The 15,934-nt window shown below is 55.6% G+C and carries 18 protein-coding genes; 11 read left to right on the top strand and 7 right to left on the bottom strand.

Annotation, left to right across the window (positions count from 1 at the left end; genetic code table 11):
* Window positions 1-28 precede the first annotated feature (28 nt).
* On the bottom strand, window positions 29-271 hold the full coding sequence (locus B8P98_RS12565) for a DUF1289 domain-containing protein (RefSeq protein ID WP_167382662.1): 243 nt from the start codon (window positions 269-271) through the stop codon (window positions 29-31).
* Window positions 272-410: 139 nt separating this feature from the next.
* Here B8P98_RS12565 and B8P98_RS12560 point away from each other — a divergent pair, with 139 nt between their 5' ends.
* The 4 genes from B8P98_RS12560 to rnt all read left to right on the top strand — a co-directional run bounded on the left by B8P98_RS12560 (window position 411) and on the right by rnt (window position 3,430).
* Window positions 411-1,010, top strand: a complete 600-nt coding sequence (locus tag B8P98_RS12560; RefSeq protein WP_025710842.1) for a TetR/AcrR family transcriptional regulator — start codon at window positions 411-413, stop codon at window positions 1,008-1,010.
* A 53-nt stretch (window positions 1,011-1,063) separates the two neighbouring features.
* Window positions 1,064-2,161, top strand: a complete 1,098-nt coding sequence (nemA, locus tag B8P98_RS12555) for an alkene reductase (RefSeq protein ID WP_095033081.1) — start codon at window positions 1,064-1,066, stop codon at window positions 2,159-2,161.
* A gap of 78 nt (window positions 2,162-2,239) precedes the next feature.
* The gene (gene gloA, locus B8P98_RS12550; RefSeq protein ID WP_004202879.1) at window positions 2,240-2,647 is read left to right on the top strand and encodes a lactoylglutathione lyase; all 408 of its coding nucleotides are present in this window, start codon (window positions 2,240-2,242) and stop codon (window positions 2,645-2,647) included.
* 135 nt (window positions 2,648-2,782) lie between these two features.
* Window positions 2,783-3,430 carry a ribonuclease T gene (gene rnt / locus B8P98_RS12545; RefSeq protein ID WP_025710844.1) on the top strand — a complete coding sequence of 216 codons (648 nt, stop codon included), beginning with the start codon at window positions 2,783-2,785 and terminating at the stop codon, window positions 3,428-3,430.
* A gap of 48 nt (window positions 3,431-3,478) precedes the next feature.
* Here rnt and B8P98_RS12540 read toward each other — a convergent pair whose 3' ends face one another.
* Entirely contained in the window at window positions 3,479-3,826 is a 348-nt protein-coding gene (locus B8P98_RS12540) for a Grx4 family monothiol glutaredoxin (protein WP_002907768.1), read from the bottom strand.
* Between the two features lie 340 nt (window positions 3,827-4,166).
* Between B8P98_RS12540 and B8P98_RS12535 the strand changes: the two genes are divergently transcribed.
* On the top strand, window positions 4,167-5,036 hold the full coding sequence (locus tag B8P98_RS12535) for a C40 family peptidase (RefSeq protein ID WP_080924151.1): 870 nt from the start codon (window positions 4,167-4,169) through the stop codon (window positions 5,034-5,036).
* On the opposite strand, the gene B8P98_RS12530 is transcribed toward B8P98_RS12535, so the two are convergent.
* On the bottom strand, window positions 4,991-5,476 hold the full coding sequence (locus tag B8P98_RS12530) for a helix-turn-helix domain-containing protein (protein WP_025710846.1): 486 nt from the start codon (window positions 5,474-5,476) through the stop codon (window positions 4,991-4,993). The genes B8P98_RS12535 and B8P98_RS12530 overlap by 46 nt on opposite strands.
* Window positions 5,477-5,961: 485 nt before the next feature.
* Between B8P98_RS12530 and sodB the strand changes: the two genes are divergently transcribed.
* Complete coding sequence (sodB, locus tag B8P98_RS12525) at window positions 5,962-6,543, top strand: superoxide dismutase [Fe] (RefSeq protein ID WP_095033080.1); 582 nt, start codon at window positions 5,962-5,964, stop codon at window positions 6,541-6,543.
* A gap of 63 nt (window positions 6,544-6,606) precedes the next feature.
* On the opposite strand, the gene B8P98_RS12520 is transcribed toward sodB, so the two are convergent.
* The gene (locus tag B8P98_RS12520; RefSeq protein WP_095033079.1) at window positions 6,607-7,773 is read right to left on the bottom strand and encodes an MFS transporter; all 1,167 of its coding nucleotides are present in this window, start codon (window positions 7,771-7,773) and stop codon (window positions 6,607-6,609) included.
* Window positions 7,774-7,939: 166 nt separating this feature from the next.
* On the bottom strand, window positions 7,940-8,032 hold the full coding sequence (cydH, locus tag B8P98_RS12515; RefSeq protein ID WP_002907776.1) for a cytochrome bd-I oxidase subunit CydH: 93 nt from the start codon (window positions 8,030-8,032) through the stop codon (window positions 7,940-7,942).
* A 292-nt stretch (window positions 8,033-8,324) separates the two neighbouring features.
* Here cydH and purR point away from each other — a divergent pair, with 292 nt between their 5' ends.
* Window positions 8,325-9,350, top strand: coding sequence for an HTH-type transcriptional repressor PurR (purR, locus tag B8P98_RS12510; RefSeq protein WP_025710848.1), 1,026 nt, complete (start codon window positions 8,325-8,327; stop codon window positions 9,348-9,350).
* An 18-nt stretch (window positions 9,351-9,368) separates the two neighbouring features.
* On the opposite strand, the gene punR is transcribed toward purR, so the two are convergent.
* A complete protein-coding gene (gene punR / locus B8P98_RS12505) occupies window positions 9,369-10,280 on the bottom strand; it encodes a DNA-binding transcriptional activator PunR (protein ID WP_025710849.1) in 912 nt (303 codons plus the stop codon).
* Window positions 10,281-10,391: 111 nt separating this feature from the next.
* Between punR and punC the strand changes: the two genes are divergently transcribed.
* Window positions 10,392-11,573: a purine nucleoside transporter PunC gene (gene punC / locus B8P98_RS12500; protein ID WP_095033078.1), complete on the top strand. Its 1,182-nt coding sequence runs from the start codon at window positions 10,392-10,394 to the stop codon at window positions 11,571-11,573.
* A gap of 292 nt (window positions 11,574-11,865) precedes the next feature.
* Window positions 11,866-13,014, top strand: coding sequence for a cyclopropane fatty acyl phospholipid synthase (gene cfa, locus B8P98_RS12495; RefSeq protein WP_095033077.1), 1,149 nt, complete (start codon window positions 11,866-11,868; stop codon window positions 13,012-13,014).
* Window positions 13,015-13,049: 35 nt separating this feature from the next.
* On the opposite strand, the gene B8P98_RS12490 is transcribed toward cfa, so the two are convergent.
* Window positions 13,050-13,685 carry a riboflavin synthase subunit alpha gene (locus B8P98_RS12490; protein ID WP_080924156.1) on the bottom strand — a complete coding sequence of 212 codons (636 nt, stop codon included), beginning with the start codon at window positions 13,683-13,685 and terminating at the stop codon, window positions 13,050-13,052.
* Window positions 13,686-13,914: 229 nt separating this feature from the next.
* On the opposite strand from B8P98_RS12490, the gene mdtK reads away from it, so the two are divergent.
* Complete coding sequence (gene mdtK, locus B8P98_RS12485; protein WP_025710853.1) at window positions 13,915-15,288, top strand: MdtK family multidrug efflux MATE transporter; 1,374 nt, start codon at window positions 13,915-13,917, stop codon at window positions 15,286-15,288.
* Between the two features lie 176 nt (window positions 15,289-15,464).
* Entirely contained in the window at window positions 15,465-15,872 is a 408-nt protein-coding gene (gene asr, locus B8P98_RS12480) for an acid resistance repetitive basic protein Asr (protein WP_025710854.1), read from the top strand.
* The last annotated feature ends 62 nt before the right edge of the window (window positions 15,873-15,934 follow it).

Here is a 15,934-nt window from a genome sequence, read left to right as displayed (position 1 = left end):
AGTGCTCTGAGTATACGTAATTTTTGGCTTAAAACAGTGAGGGTTGCTGCGGTTCTTCTGCTGGATCTGGCCTGTTCGCACGTAATTTGCGCAGCAGGCGCTGGCGGCAGAGACGCAAAACCTCTTGTTTCTGCGCATCGCTCATTTTTTGCCAGTCGAAGCGTTCCTCACGGCTGCGAAAACAGCCGCGACAGTAGCCGCGTTCATCGGCCTGACATATTCCCCGGCACGGGCTCTGCACCGGAAAAAACTCTAACTGCTCTGCCACCACACGCCTCCTGTCCCCTCGTCTCCTTTCATTGAAGACGTTTCCCCGCGCCGACGCAAATTTTGTTCACCCTGTGCTGCGCCAGCGGACATTTTTCCGTTGGGGGTTGCATTAGACCAATCGGTCTACTACAGTGTGCTCCATGAACAGACACAGCGAATGCGATACCCGAGAACATATCCTGGTCACCGGCGAGCAGCTCTGCATGCATCGCGGTTTTACCGGAATGGGCTTGAGCGAACTTCTGAAGACGGCGGAAGTGCCCAAGGGCTCTTTCTACCACTACTTTCGCTCTAAAGAAGCCTTCGGCGTCGCGCTGCTTGAACATCACTATACCGGCTATCTGCAGCGCCTGGTCGACCACTTCGATCATGGCGACGGCAACTATCGCGACCGTCTGCTGGCTTATTATCAGCACACGCTGAACCAGTTCTGCCAGCAGGGGATTATTAGCGGGTGCCTCACCGTTAAGCTATCGGCGGAGGTGTGCGACCTGTCAGAAGATATGCGCGCCGCCATGGATCGCGGCGCCAGCCAGATTATCGCCCTGCTGGGCGAGGCGCTGGAGAAAGGACGTCAGGAGGGTAGTCTGACGTTTGACGGCGAGGCCATGACCCTGTCGCAGGTGCTGTATTCCCTGTGGCTCGGCGCCAACCTGCAGGCCAAAATTACGCGTAGCGCAACGCCGCTGGAAAGCGCCCTTGCCCACGCCAAACAGATTATTGCGGCGCCTGCTGTTTAACAGGCGTTTTTATTTCATCAGTTACTAGACGACCGGTCTACTCAGGAGTCATTATGTCGGAAGCAAAATTATTTAGCCCGCTGAAAGTCGGCGCGGTGACCGTTCCTAATCGCGTATTTATGGCGCCGTTGACGCGTCTGCGCAGCATCGAGCCGGGCGATATTCCTACCCCGCTGATGGGCGAATACTACCGTCAGCGCGCCAGCTCCGGCCTGATCATCAGCGAAGCAACGCAGATCTCCGCTCAGGCCAAAGGCTATGCCGGCGCGCCAGGGCTGCACAGCCCGGAGCAGATTGCCGCCTGGCAGAAAATCACCGCCGGCGTGCATGCCGAAAACGGCCATATCGCCGTGCAGCTGTGGCACACCGGGCGTATTTCCCATAGCAGCCTGCAGCCTGGCGGCGCCGCCCCGGTCGCACCGTCGGCGCTGAGTGCTGGCACCCGCACCTCCCTGCGCGATGAAAACGGTCATGCCATCCGCGTCGATACGTCTATGCCACGCGCGCTGGAAACCGCAGAGATCCCGGGAATTGTCGACGATTTCCGTCAGGCGGTCGGCAATGCCCGCGACGCGGGTTTCGATCTGGTTGAACTGCACTCGGCCCATGGCTACCTGCTGCACCAGTTCCTGTCGCCTTCCTCTAACCATCGCACCGACCAGTACGGCGGCAATGTGGAGAATCGCGCTCGTCTGGTGCTGGAAGTGGTCGACGCCGTGAGCAAAGAGTGGAGCGCCGACCGGATCGGCATTCGTGTGTCGCCAATCGGCAGTTTCCAGAATGTCGATAACGGCCCGAACGAAGAAGAAGACGCGCTGTATCTGATTAGCGAGCTGGCGAAACGCGGTATCGCTTATCTGCACATGTCCGAGCCGGACTGGGCGGGCGGCAAGCCTTACAGCGAAGCCTTCCGTCAGAAAGTCCGCGACCGCTTCCCGGGGGTGATCATTGGCGCTGGCGCCTACACGGTAGAAAAAGCCAACGACCTGATCAACAAAGGGCTGATTGATGCCGTAGCCTTTGGCCGCGATTACATCGCCAACCCGGATCTGGTAGCTCGCCTGCAGAAAAAAGCGGCGCTTAACCCACAGCGCCCGGAATCCTTCTACGGCGGCGGCGCGGAAGGCTACACCGATTATCCGACTCTGTAATCCCTCCATTGATAGCGGCGACATATCGCCGCTATACTCAACGCTCTGATCTATCAAATAAACTGCATAGGGGACATTATGCGCTTACTCCACACCATGCTGCGCGTTGGCGACCTGCAACGTTCAATCGACTTCTATACCAACGTGTTGGGCATGAAGCTGCTGCGCACCAGCGAAAACCCGGAGTACAAATACTCCCTCGCCTTTGTCGGCTACGGCGAAGAGAGCGATACCGCGGTGATTGAACTGACCTACAACTGGGGCGTGGACAGCTATGAGCTGGGTACGGCCTATGGTCATATCGCCCTGAGCGTCGACAACGCTGCCGAAGCCTGCGAGCGGATCCGCCAGAACGGGGGCAACGTCACCCGTGAAGCCGGACCGGTAAAAGGCGGCACCACCGTCATCGCCTTCGTGGAAGATCCGGATGGTTACAAAATTGAGCTGATTGAAGAGAAAGATGCCGGCAAAGGCCTCGGCAACTAACGCTTCACGGCCATAGCCTTTGTTTTCATGGCTCGCCCGGGCGCTGCGGCGCCCGTTGTTTTCACCCCTGCCTGCTGCAAGCCGCGGCAAAATTTGCCATAATGCGCGCTACTTTTTTCCAGCTAAGAGAATCTGATGTCCGAGAACGCTCAACTGAATGGTCTGTGCGACCGTTTCCGCGGTTTTTATCCAGTGGTAATCGATGTCGAAACCGCCGGATTTAATGCCAAAACCGACGCCCTGCTGGAGATCGCCGCCATTACGTTAAAGATGGATGAGCAAGGCTGGCTGATGCCCGATGAAACGCTGCATTTCCATGTTGAACCTTTCGAGGGCGCCAATCTGCAGCCCGAAGCGCTGGCCTTTAACGGGATTAACCCGCACGACCCGCAGCGCGGCGCCGTCAGCGAATACGATGCCCTGCATGCCATCTTCAAAATGGTACGCAAAGGGATGAAAGAGAGCGACTGCAGCCGGGCCATCATGGTGGCGCATAACGCCACGTTTGACCACAGCTTCACCATGACCGCCGCCGAACGGGCGGGGCTAAAACGCAACCCGTTCCATCCGTTCGTCACTTTCGACACCGCCGCGCTGAGCGGGCTGGCGCTGGGCCAGACGGTGCTGTCCAAAGCCTGCATTGCCGCAGGCATGGCGTTCGACGGTGCCCAGGCCCACTCCGCCCTCTACGATACCGAACAGACGGCGCAGCTGTTTTGCGAGATTGTGAACCGCTGGAAGCGGCTCGGCGGCTGGCCGCTGCCTGTGGCGACGCCGGAATGACAAAAAAAGCGACTTCCCGGGAAGTCGCTTTTTTGCTGATGGCGGGAACTACTCCGCTTTCGGCTCGTCGGTGTGGTACTTCGCCGCCGTCTCTTTGATCAGCTGCTGCAGTTCGCCGCGCTGGTACATTTCGATGACGATATCGCAGCCGCCCACCAGTTCACCATCTACCCACAGCTGCGGGAAGGTCGGCCAGTTGGCATATTTAGGCAGCTCGGCGCGGATGTCCGGATTCTGCAGAATATCAACGTAAGCAAAACGTTCGCCACAGGCTGACAGCGCCTGAACGGCCTGGGCAGAGAAACCGCAGCTTGGCAGTTTCGGCGACCCTTTCATGTACAGCAGGATCGGGTTTTCAGCGATTTGGCGTTGGATTTTTTCTAAAGTCGAGCTCATTGTCGTGCTTCCTTAAACTTCTTTCTACGGCAGTAACTTGTCATTGTAGCGTCCTGAAGGCAGGACGGATAATAACATTTTCTTCACTATTCCTATTTTATCTTCTGTTGCGCGAAGTTGCCTTAAAAATATCATTTTGATGGCGCGGGCTAGCGCGCATTGCGCATTTTCTGCGCGAGACGGTCAATGTCTGACGCGTTTTCTTGCAATCGTTAACCAATCGACATTTTTGATACAAAAGAATATTAACTTTCCGGTTTTTTTTGCTTTAGAATCGTTCCGGTTTGTCATTCATCATCAGGCATTTGTACATGTCTGTAATTAATCAGGGGATTGCTCAGTGGCGCGGCTAAACAAAATCGCGATATCGCTCTGTGCATTACTGTTCACATCTATCTCATTCACGCCACTGGCTCATGCGTCAGGGCATTCTCACGCCTCTGCCTCGCCAAAGGCGTTGGCCGCGAAAAGTGGCTCAGAGCGCAAGAAAAAAACCAGTCAAAAAAGTAAAACCACCGCTAAAACCACCAGTAAAAAGTCTTCCAGCACCCGGCTCCCTTCCCGCACTACCGCCGCAAGCCAAACCGCACTAAACCGTCAGGCCGCCGGCGTTACGAAAAAATGCGTCCTGCGTAAAGGCTATAAAAAGCAGTGTGCGAAAACGATCGCCGCCAGCGCCGAGCCGACTCTGGCGCTGAACAGCGTCAAAAGTAAATGCGTGGTGCGTAAGGGCTATAAAAAACGCTGTAAACCCGAGGCCAGCGAAGCGAATCTGACGATTGCCGACGCGCATAAAGTCCGGGTACAAAAAGCGCAAAGTACCGCCATGAATAAACTGATGGGCCAGCTGGGTAAACCGTATCGCTGGGGCGGCACCTCGCCGCGTACCGGCTTTGACTGCAGCGGGCTGGTGTATTACGCCTACAAAGACCTGGTTAAGATCCATATCCCGCGTACCGCCAACGAAATGTACCACCTGCGTGACGCGCGTCCGGTGGATCGTGACGAACTGCAGAGCGGCGATCTGGTCTTCTTCCGCACCCGCGGACGCGGCACTGCTGACCACGTTGGCGTCTACGTTGGCAATGGGAAATTTATTCAGTCACCGCGTACGGGACGCGACATTCAAATCACCTCCCTGAGCGAGGACTACTGGGTTCGCCATTACGTTGGCGCCCGTCGCGTCATGACGCCGAAAACCATTCGCTGATCCCGGTCTGCCGCCGACGCGGCAGGCCGCCTCCCCTGCTCGTTCCCCATCCCCACCCGCAGAGGATATTGCAAATTGCTCTCTTTGCCCGGCGTTTCACGACGATAGCGGGTCGGCGACATGCCAAAGTGACGGCGGAAAGCACGACAGAATGCCGCCTGTCCCTCGTAACCGAGACTCTCAGAGATACTCTGCATAGAGGCCTGGGTCTGCGTTAAATAGATCGTCGCAATGGACATCTTCCGCCGACTGACGTAATTCGCTAACGTACAGCCGGTCACCATGGCGAATTGCCGCTGGAAATACCAGTGCGAATACCCGGACTTTTTGGCAATCGCGCTCACCGGCAGGGTGTCAAATATGTGGGCTTCGATCCAGTCAACGATCCCCTGCACCACCGGGATCATTTTTGGACTCACCACCTCATCTGTTCTTTTCATCGTGAACATCCTGTTGGTCACTTTCGTCGGGTGGCTATATTTGTCATACAAATATGAAAATAGACAATGAATTATTGGCATAGCGGTGATTGCCTGGATGCATATTTAATTTAATAAGTTGATTTAACAAAGATTGGCTAGCATGCAGTGGTTGTGCAACGCGGCCGCCATTTAGGGAAAGCGGTCGGGTTGACCTGTCAACGACAGAATTCACAACGGCAGATACTGGCTACTAATACATTTTTGTTACATTACCAGGCGGAAAGCGCCTCGGTTTTCCAGAAAACGGTTAAGTCTTCGACAGTTGCGCCTGTCACAATAACCTTTATGGTGGTAAGGCTTTTCACTGCCGGCGGCAAATGTTAACATTCTCAATACAATAACACGCCCGGGACGCGACAGCGTTGGGCGGTCAGAACACGATTCAGGTGAAAACCTCATCCTGTCAATGTGAGATAAAACAAAAAGTTATAAGGAGAGTAGCAATGTCGTTTGAATTACCTGCATTACCATATGCAAAAGACGCCCTGGCGCCGCACATTTCCGCAGAAACCCTGGAATACCACTACGGTAAACACCACCAGGCATATGTCACTAACCTCAACAACCTGATCAAAGGCACCGCGTTCGAAGACAAATCCCTCGAAGAGATCGTGCGCACTTCTGAAGGCGGCGTATTCAACAACGCAGCGCAGGTATGGAACCATACTTTCTACTGGAACTGCCTGGCGCCAAACGCCGGCGGTGAACCGGAAGGCGAATTAGCGGCAGCGATTGCAAAATCCTTCGGCAGCTTTGCTGATTTTAAAGCGAAATTTACCGATGCCGCAGCGAAAAACTTTGGCGCCGGCTGGACCTGGCTGGTCAAAAATGCTGACGGCAGCCTGGCTATCGTCTCCACCAGCAACGCCGGTACGCCGCTGACCACTGATGCGAAACCGCTGCTGACCGTTGACGTCTGGGAACACGCTTACTACATCGATTACCGCAATGCCCGTCCAAGCTATCTGGACCATTTCTGGGCGCTGGTTAACTGGAAGTTTGTTGCGGCCAACCTGGCGGCATAAACGACAAACCGCAGCAGGGTCTCCCCGGCTGCGGTTCTTTTTTAGCCCTTCCCCATCCAATGATTACTGGCTGGCGAAAGCCTCTTCCGGCTGCGCTCGTCCGCTAAACCAGACCAGCAGCAGCGCCAGACCGGCGATAATCGCCCCCATCACCGGCACAAACGCATAGCCCAGTCCGCCAGAGATCACCGCCCCACCGGCGGCAGCGCCCAGCGCGTTGCCGAGGTTAAACGCGCCGATATTCACCGAAGAAGAGAGTCCCGGCGCTTCATGTGCCACGCGCATGACGCGCATCTGCAGCGGTGGCACTACCGCAAAGGTGGCAGCGCCCCAGACAATCATGCTGATGGCCGCCCCGACCTGAGATTGCGCCAGCAGCGGGATTGCCAGCATGATCGCCATCAGCAGCAGCAGAAATCCTTTCAGGGTGCCGGAGACCGACCGGTCGGCGAATTTACCGCCCAGATAGTTACCCAGCGAAAAGCCGACGCCAATCAGCACCAGCATCGCGGTAATGAACAGCGATGAAGCGTGGGTCAGCGTATTGAGCACTGGCGAAATGTAGGTATACAGCGTAAACATCGCACCCGCGCCCAGGACGGTAGTCAGCAAGGCAGAGAGCACCTGAGGGCGCAACAGGACGGCCAGCTCTTTTTTGACTTCAGGGCGTTCACCCGCACTGCCCTTCGGCAGGGAGAACCACAAGCTGACCATTGCCAGCAGGCCTAACCCCGCGGTGGCGAGGAAAGACATTCTCCAGCCAATGGTTTCGCCAAGCCAGGTGGCCGCCGGTACACCGCCAATGTTGGCGATAGTGAGTCCCATAAACATGGTGGCTACCGCGCTGGCCTGCTTATGTTTCGGTACAACGCTGGCCGCCACCACCGACCCCAGGCCAAAGAACGCGCCGTGGTTGAGGCTGGTAATAATGCGCGACAGCAACAGCGTGGTGTAATCCGGCGCGATGGATGACAACAGGTTGCCGACGGTGAAGATCCCCATCAGAAAAATCAGCGCATTGCGCCGTGCGCGATGTGACAACAGCAGGGTCATCAGCGGTGCGCCGACCATGACGCCGATGGCATACGCACTGATCAGCATTCCCGCCACCGGTATCGAGACGTCCACACCTTTCGCAATCACCGGCAGCAATCCCATCGGGGAGAACTCGGTGGTGCCGATGCCAAAGGCGCCGATCGCCAGCGCGAGTAAAGGAAAGTTGATTTTCATTCAATGACTCCATCAGGCCGTCAGAGAGGACGGCGTAACATCAGAAGTCAAAAGCATGACATCAATCACAAAAAAACAAAAGTGAACGAAATGACAAAAGATTTTTGCAGAATTGATAATAATAGCGGTGGAGAGGGAGGAGGCGCGCTCCTCCCGCAGCGGAAACTTAGTGCAGTATGGCGGTCAGGCTGAAAGCGACAATCACGCCGAGAGCAATAATCGTGGTGATCAGCGAAAACTTTAAATTGGTATCCATCATTTTTCCCTCTAGTTATCCCCACACCAAAAGTGAGCTTGCTCATTTTTGCACAAAAAATCGCAAAAATCTTCCGGGATTTAGGGCGATGCACATTTTTGCTCTTCCACTTTGCCCCAAGATCGGACAAAATCCCACGCTAATTTAAAAGCGTATCGGCCATTGACCCCTTCCTGTCGTTCTGTGTCGTTTTCCCGACGTGATGCAATGTTGAAAATTGTATTCAGGGTGTGTGTAGGCAAACGTTTACGTATCGATGATCAGGCGATCAGGTCAAGGCATGGAGTGAGATGTAATGGCAACTATTAAAGATGTAGCGAAGCGCGCAAACGTTTCCACTACAACTGTATCACATGTAATTAACAAAACCCGTTTCGTTGCCGAAGAGACGCGTAATGCGGTGTGGGCGGCGATCAAAGAGCTGCACTACTCGCCGAGCGCCGTGGCCCGCAGCCTGAAAGTCAATCATACAAAATCGATTGGCCTGCTGGCGACCAGTAGCGAAGCCGCCTATTTCGCTGAAATTATTGAGTCCGTGGAAAAGAGCTGCTTCCAGAAGGGCTATACCCTGATCCTGGGTAACGCTTGGAACGATCCGGAAAAACAGCGCGCCTATCTGTCGATGATGGCGCAAAAGCGCGTCGACGGTCTGCTGGTGATGTGTTCTGAGTATCCGGATTCGGTTCTGAGCATGCTGGAAGAATACCGCCATATTCCGATGGTGGTGATGGACTGGGGCGAAGCGAAAGCTGATTTTACCGATGCGGTGATCGATAACGCCTTCCAGGGCGGTTATATTGCCGGACGCTATCTGATTGAGCGTGGTCATCGCGAAATCGGCGTGATCCCGGGGCCGCTGGAGCGCAATACCGGCGCAGGACGCCTGGCCGGTTTTATGCAGGCAATGAAAGAAGCGCATATCAACGTGCCGGAAAACTGGATTGTGCAGGGCGACTTCGAACCTGAGTCCGGCTACCGGGCAATGCAGCAGATCCTGAACCAGCAGCATCGCCCAACGGCGGTATTCTGCGGTGGCGATATCATGGCGATGGGCGCTATCTGCGCCGCAGACGAAATGGGGCTGCGCGTGCCGCAGGACATTTCGCTGATCGGTTATGATAATGTGCGCAACGCCCGCTATTTCAGCCCGGCGTTGACTACCATTCATCAGCCAAAAGATTCGCTGGGCGAAGCCGCGTTTAACATGCTGTTGGATCGTATCGTCAACAAGCGTGAAGAGTCACAGTCTATCGAAGTTCATCCCCGACTGGTCGAACGCCGCTCGGTGGCGGATGGCCCGTTTGTCGATTATCGCCGCTAAGGCCTCTGCGGGCGCGGATCATTCCGGCGCCCGCAGCCACTCCCGGTTTAGCGTATCGCTGTCTCCCAGATAGTCCAGCATCCAGTTCAGCGCCGGTGAAGCGTCACTCTGCTGCCACGTCAGGCAGCAGGCGGCATCCGGGAACGGATTTTCCAGCGCCAGTGCGGTCCATTCACCGCGATCTATCCATGGACGGGCAAAATGGCTCGGCACCATACCGACGCAAAGTCCAGCCGACAGACAGGTAGCAGACGACTCCCAGTCGGGAACGACCACCCTCTTCTGATTATCCAGTAACCATGTCGTTCGTTTGGGCAGTGAACGTGAGGTATCCTCTCGCACCAGCGACGGCCAGTTGCGCAGAACATCGTCGCTCAGAGGGCCATCCATCTTCGCCAGCGGATGATCGCTTGACACCACGCAGTCCCAGCTCAGCATTCCCATATCGCGGAACGCATAGCGGCCGCCGACCGGGATAGATCGCGTTGCGCCGATCGCCAGCTCTACACGGCCATCGGCCAGGGCATCCCACACGCCGTTGAATACCTCCTGAAAGACGATCAGTTCGACGTCGGGAAAATGGCGATAGAAATCGACGATCATCTGGCGCATGCGCGCCGGTTTCACAATATCGTCCACCGCGATCGACAACTGTCCGCGCCAGCCGTTGGCGATTTGCTGACACTGCTGGCGGGTGATCTGCATTTTTTTGATAACAGAGCGCCCTTCCTGTAAGAACCAGACTCCAGCCGGGGTCAGCGCCACGTCACGATGACGCCGCTCAAACAAGGGAACCGCCAGCCATTCTTCAAGCTGACGCACGGTATAGCTGACCGCGGAAGGGACCCGGTGCAGCTCCTGCGCGGCAGCGCTGAAACTGCCATTACGGGCAACGGCATCAACCACTTCCAGAGAGTATTCAGACCACATATTCTGCCTGCAAATTTTTTGAATGCATGTGACAAATATTAGCGTTTCACAAGCCACAATGCACTGCCTACACTCTGCGCCATCGTACCTGCCGTCAAAAATGAGAACGTTATGTCACAACCTGGGAAAGGATTTTTAGTCTGGCTGGCTGGCCTGAGCGTGCTGGGCTTTCTGGCCACCGATATGTACCTGCCGGCGTTTGCCGCCATGCAGCAGGATCTCAATACCTCCCCCGCCTCAATCAGCGCCAGCCTGAGTCTGTTTCTCGCTGGCTTCGCACTGGGCCAGCTGTTTTGGGGGCCGCTGTCAGATCGCTACGGGCGTAAACCGGTGCTCCTGAGCGGGCTGGCGATTTTCGCTCTCGGCTGTCTGGGAATGCTGTGGGTGCACAATGCCACTCTGATGCTGGCGCTGCGCTTTCTGCAGGCGATCGGCGTCTGTGCCGCGGCGGTTACCTGGCAGGCAATGGTCACCGATTACTATCCCGCACAGCGGACTAACCGTATCTTCGCTACCATTATGCCGCTGGTGGGATTATCGCCAGCGTTGGCCCCGCTGCTGGGCAGCTGGTTGTTGATTCACTTTGAGTGGCAGGCCATCTTCGCCACCTTGTTTGCAATTACCTTGCTGCTGATGCTGCCGGCATTGCGCCTGAAGGCAGCGGCAAAGCCAGTCGCCGTGACACAGCAGAAGATCACCTTCCTCGCACTGCTGCGTTCGCGTGAATACAGCGGCAATGTCCTGATCTACGCCGCCTGTTCCGCCAGCTTCTTCGCCTGGCTCACGGGATCGCCTTTTATCCTGCACGAGATGGGCTACGGCCCAACCGCCATCGGCCTGAGCTACATCCCACAGACCATCGCCTTTCTGGTGGGAGGCTATGGCTGCCGCGCGCTGCTGCAAAAGTGGTCCGGTCAACAGATGCTGCCGTGGCTGCTGGTGGTCTTCGCCGTCAGCGTAGCCGCCACCTGGCTGGTCGGTCTACAGACGCATGCCTCGCTGGTGGCGTTAATGATCCCTTTCTGCCTGATGGCAGTGGTCAACGGCGGGATCTACCCCATCGTGGTTGCTCAGGCGCTGAAGCCTTTCCCGCAGGCGACCGGCCGGGCAGCGGCGCTGCAGAATACCCTGCAGCTTGGCCTGTGCTTCCTGACCAGTCTGCTGGTATCCGCGCTGATCGCCACGCCGCTGCTGACCACCACCAGCGTGATGCTGGTCTCGATTGGCTTAGCCGGGATAGGCTTTCGTCTGCAGCAGACACCTGAGCTGACTCCCCGCTCTTCCCACGCTTAACTTACCTCGCCGGGACCCGGACCAGTCGTTAGCATGCTAAGAAATTTTTATTGAAAGCCAGTACTTAGCGTCCTATACTGGATCCGGGTTCACATAAATAGAAAATAGTTACAGATTAACGGATGCAGGATGCCTTCGTTTCACCATGGAAGGCCTTTCGGCAAGGGTTATCTCCCTTCCTCTGTTTACGTCGGATAGCGACTTCACGGATTATCCGTGAGATTTCTCACAAAGCCAAAAAAGCGTCTACGCTGTTTTAAGGTTCTGATCACTTGGGCGTGATGGAGAAGCTATGAGTTCATCGTGTATAGAAGAAGTAAGTGTACCAAATGATGACTGGTACCGGATTGCAGCTGAATTATTAGGCCGTGCGGGAATTGAAATCAATGGCTCCGCGCCGTCAGACCTGCGGGTTAAAAACCCTCTCTTTTTTAAACGGGTTTTGCAGGAAGGTTCGCTGGGTTTAGGCGAAAGCTATATGGACGGCTGGTGGGACTGCGAGCGTCTGGATATATTCTTCCACAAGGTGTTACGCGCCGGGTTGGAAAAACAGCTCCCTCACCATTTCAAAGATACACTCCGCATAGCAGGCGCTCGTCTGTTTAATTTACAAAGTAAAAAACGCGCCTGGATTGTGGGCAAAGAGCATTACGACCTCGGTAACGATCTGTTTAGTCGGATGCTTGACCCTTACATGCAGTATTCCTGCGGTTACTGGAAAGAGGCGCAAACCCTTGAGGCCGCGCAGCAGGACAAACTGGATCTGATTTGCCGCAAGCTTGAGCTTGAACCGGGTATGCGGGTATTGGATATCGGCTGTGGATGGGGTGGTCTTGCCGAATATATGGCACGACACTTCCAGGTCAGCGTCGTGGGTGTAACTATCTCCGCTGAACAGCAAAAGATGGCTCAGGCCCGTTGCGCCGATCTCGATGTGGAGATTCGTCTCCAGGATTATCGCGATCTGCATGACAGCTTTGATCGCATTGTCTCCGTAGGCATGTTTGAGCACGTGGGGCCGAAAAATTACGCCACCTACTTCGAGGTTGCCGACCGTAATTTGAAACCCAATGGCCGTTTCTTACTGCACACTATCGGTTCCAAAGTCACTGATCATAATGTTGACCCGTGGATCGATAAATATATCTTCCCTAACGGCTGCCTGCCTTCCGTGCGTCACATTGCCGAAGCCAGCGAGAAGCATTTTGTGATGGAAGACTGGCACAACTTCGGCGCCGATTACGACACGACCCTGATGGCCTGGTATGAGCGTTTCCTCGCCAGCTGGCCGGAAATTGCCGATAATTATTCAGAACGTTTCAAACGCATGTTTACCTATTATCTGAACGCCTGCGCCGGCGCCTTCCGCGCCCGCGACATTCAGCTCTGGCAGGTGGTGTTCTCGCGCGGTATTGAACATGGACTGCGCGTCGCCCGTTAAATAACACTCCCCCGCCGATCGGCGGGGGATTTTTTTCAGGCTTCATTGACCTTCGCCGCAATCTCTTTCGCCGCCAGCACGCGCTCTACCGTATCGACAACCGCCTGGGTCTGCGGATCGATCTCAATATTGACGCGATCGCCCAGCTTTTTCGCTCCCAGCGTGGTCCGCTGCAACGTCTCCGGAATAAGATGCACGCAGAAACGAGTAGCCGTGACCTCTCCCACCGTCAGACTAATGCCATCAATACCGATGAATCCTTTATAGAGGATGTATTTCATCAGCGTCGGATCCTGCACTTTAAACCAGATCTGACGATTATTTTCGGAAGTGAGGATTTTCACAATTTCTGCTGTGGTCATGATATGGCCGGACATTAAATGCCCGCCAATTTCGTCGCTGAATTTCGCCGCTCGCTCAACGTTCACTTCATCGCCGATCTTGATATCGCCGAGATTGGTAATACGCAGTGTCTCTTTCATCAAATCGAAGCTGATGCGCGCGCCGTTGATTTCAGTCACCGTCAGGCAGCAGCCATTATTGGCAACAGAGGCGCCGGTTTCCAGCCCCTCCAGCATATGTGCCGGTAACTCCACCACGTGGGTGCGAAAATTGGGTTTATCATCAATGGAGACCACTTTCGCGGTTCCCTGAACAATACCTGTAAACATCTTAGGCTCCTGTTGAAAATCATGACGGTATGATTACCGTTTTCGCTATCAGGAACAATAACAGGAGGGCAAAGCGGTTGCCAGCGCGCTTCGTGCCCCGACTCTTTTTTCACTGGCTTAATGGCTAATCCTCGCTACAATAGACTGGAAATTCCTCATTTTTATCCCCTTGCTGCCAGTTACGGCGGCTTTTTTAGTCTCAAAATAACAACAATTCGAAGGTGTTCACGTGCAGAAGTATTTTATTGAAGCGCGTCAGTTATTAGCTCTGGCCATACCCGTCATCCTCGCGCAGGTGGCGCAGACGGCGATGGGGTTTGTCGATACCGTGATGGCGGGTGGCTACAGCGCCACGGATATGGCTGCCGTGGCCATCGGGACCTCCATCTGGCTGCCAGCGATCCTCTTCGGCCACGGCCTGCTGCTGGCGCTGACTCCGGTGGTGGCACAGCTTAACGGCTCTGGCCGGCGGGAGCGTATCGCGCCGCAGGTGCGTCAGGGCTTCTGGCTGGCCGGCTTTGTCTCGGTGCTGATCATGGTCGTGCTGTGGAATGCCGGGTATATCATCAGCTCCATGCACAACATCGATCCGTTGCTGGCGGAGAAGGCGGTTGGCTATCTGCGCGCGCTGCTGTGGGGCGCGCCGGGCTATCTGTTCTTCCAGGTAGCGCGTAACCAGTGTGAAGGGCTGGCTAAAACCAAGCCCGGGATGGTCATGGGCTTTATCGGCTTACTGGTTAATATTCCGGTGAACTATATCTTTATTTATGGTCATTTCGGCATGCCCGAACTGGGCGGCGTCGGCTGCGGCGTAGCGACTGCTTCGGTTTACTGGGTGATGTTCGCCAGCATGCTGTGGTGGGTGCGCCGGGCGCGTTCGATGCGGGATATTCGCTGCGCCGAGGGCTTCAATGGCCCCGATTTCGCCGTCCTGTTGCGGCTGGTGCAGCTGGGGTTGCCCATTGCTCTGGCGCTGTTCTTTGAAGTCACTCTGTTTGCCGTCGTCGCGCTGCTGGTCTCCCCGCTCGGGATCATTGACGTCGCCGGTCACCAGATTGCGCTGAACTTCAGCTCGCTGATGTTCGTTTTGCCGCTGTCGCTGGCGGCAGCGGTCACCATTCGCGTCGGCTTCCGCCTTGGCCAGGGCTCAACGATAGATGCCCAAGTTTCGGCCCGCACCGGCGTGGGCGTGGGCGTCTGCCTGGCGGTATTTACCGCTATCTTTACCGTGCTGATGCGTAAGCAGATTGCGCTGCTGTATAACGACAACCCGGAGGTGGTGACGCTGGCCTCGCATCTGATGCTGCTGGCGGCTATCTATCAGATCTCTGACTCCATCCAGGTGATCGGCAGCGGTATCCTTCGCGGCTATAAAGATACGCGGTCTATCTTTTTTATCACGTTCACCGCGTATTGGGTGCTGGGTTTGCCGAGCGGCTATCTGCTGGCGCTGACCGATATGATTGTGCCCCGCATGGGACCTGCCGGTTTCTGGTGCGGATTTATCATCGGCCTGACCTCTGCCGCCATCATGATGATGCTGCGGATGCGTTTTCTGCAGCGCCAGCCTTCCAGCATCATCTTACAGCGCGCCGCGCGTTAACTTATCTAAGCCCGCCACTCCGGCGGGCTTTTTCGTTCTACGGCACAGCGGCCGCATTGTACATTCCGTTACTCCCCGACACCAAAGACTCACTGATGACCTCCCGGCAGGCGCTTATAGTGTTGCCAACAGCCCCGCAGTGGGGTTACTCAAGAAACCAAGTCGAGGATTTCAGAATGAAAAAAGTATTAGCTCTGGTCGTTGCCGCTGCTATGGGTCTGTCGTCAGTTGCTTTCGCTGCCGATGCGGCGAGCACCACCCCGAGTGCAGCAGCCAGCCATACCACTGTTCACCATAAGAAACATCATAAAGCGGCCGCTAAACCGGCTACTGAGCAAAAAGCCCAGGCTGCGAAGAAACATCATAAAGCGGCCGCTAAACCGGCAGCCGAGCAGAAAGCCCAGGCTGCGAAGAAACACCATAAAGTGGCCGCTAAACCGGCAGCCGAGCAAAAAGCGCAGGCTGCGAAGAAACACCATAAAGCGGCCGCTAAACCGGCTACTGAGCAAAAAGCCCAGGCTGCGAAGAAACACCATAAAGTGGCGCACCATGCAGCTAAACCGGCGGTTAAACCAGCGGCATAACGGTCAGGGCATAAAAGGTGATAAACCGGCGCTGAACAGCGCCGGTTTTTTTTCAGGAGGAC

This window comes from Klebsiella quasivariicola (genome assembly GCF_002269255.1).
Lineage (GTDB): Bacteria > Pseudomonadota > Gammaproteobacteria > Enterobacterales > Enterobacteriaceae > Klebsiella > Klebsiella quasivariicola.
Note: the sequence above shows the minus strand (reverse complement) of the source record. Positions and strands in the feature narration are given on the sequence as shown.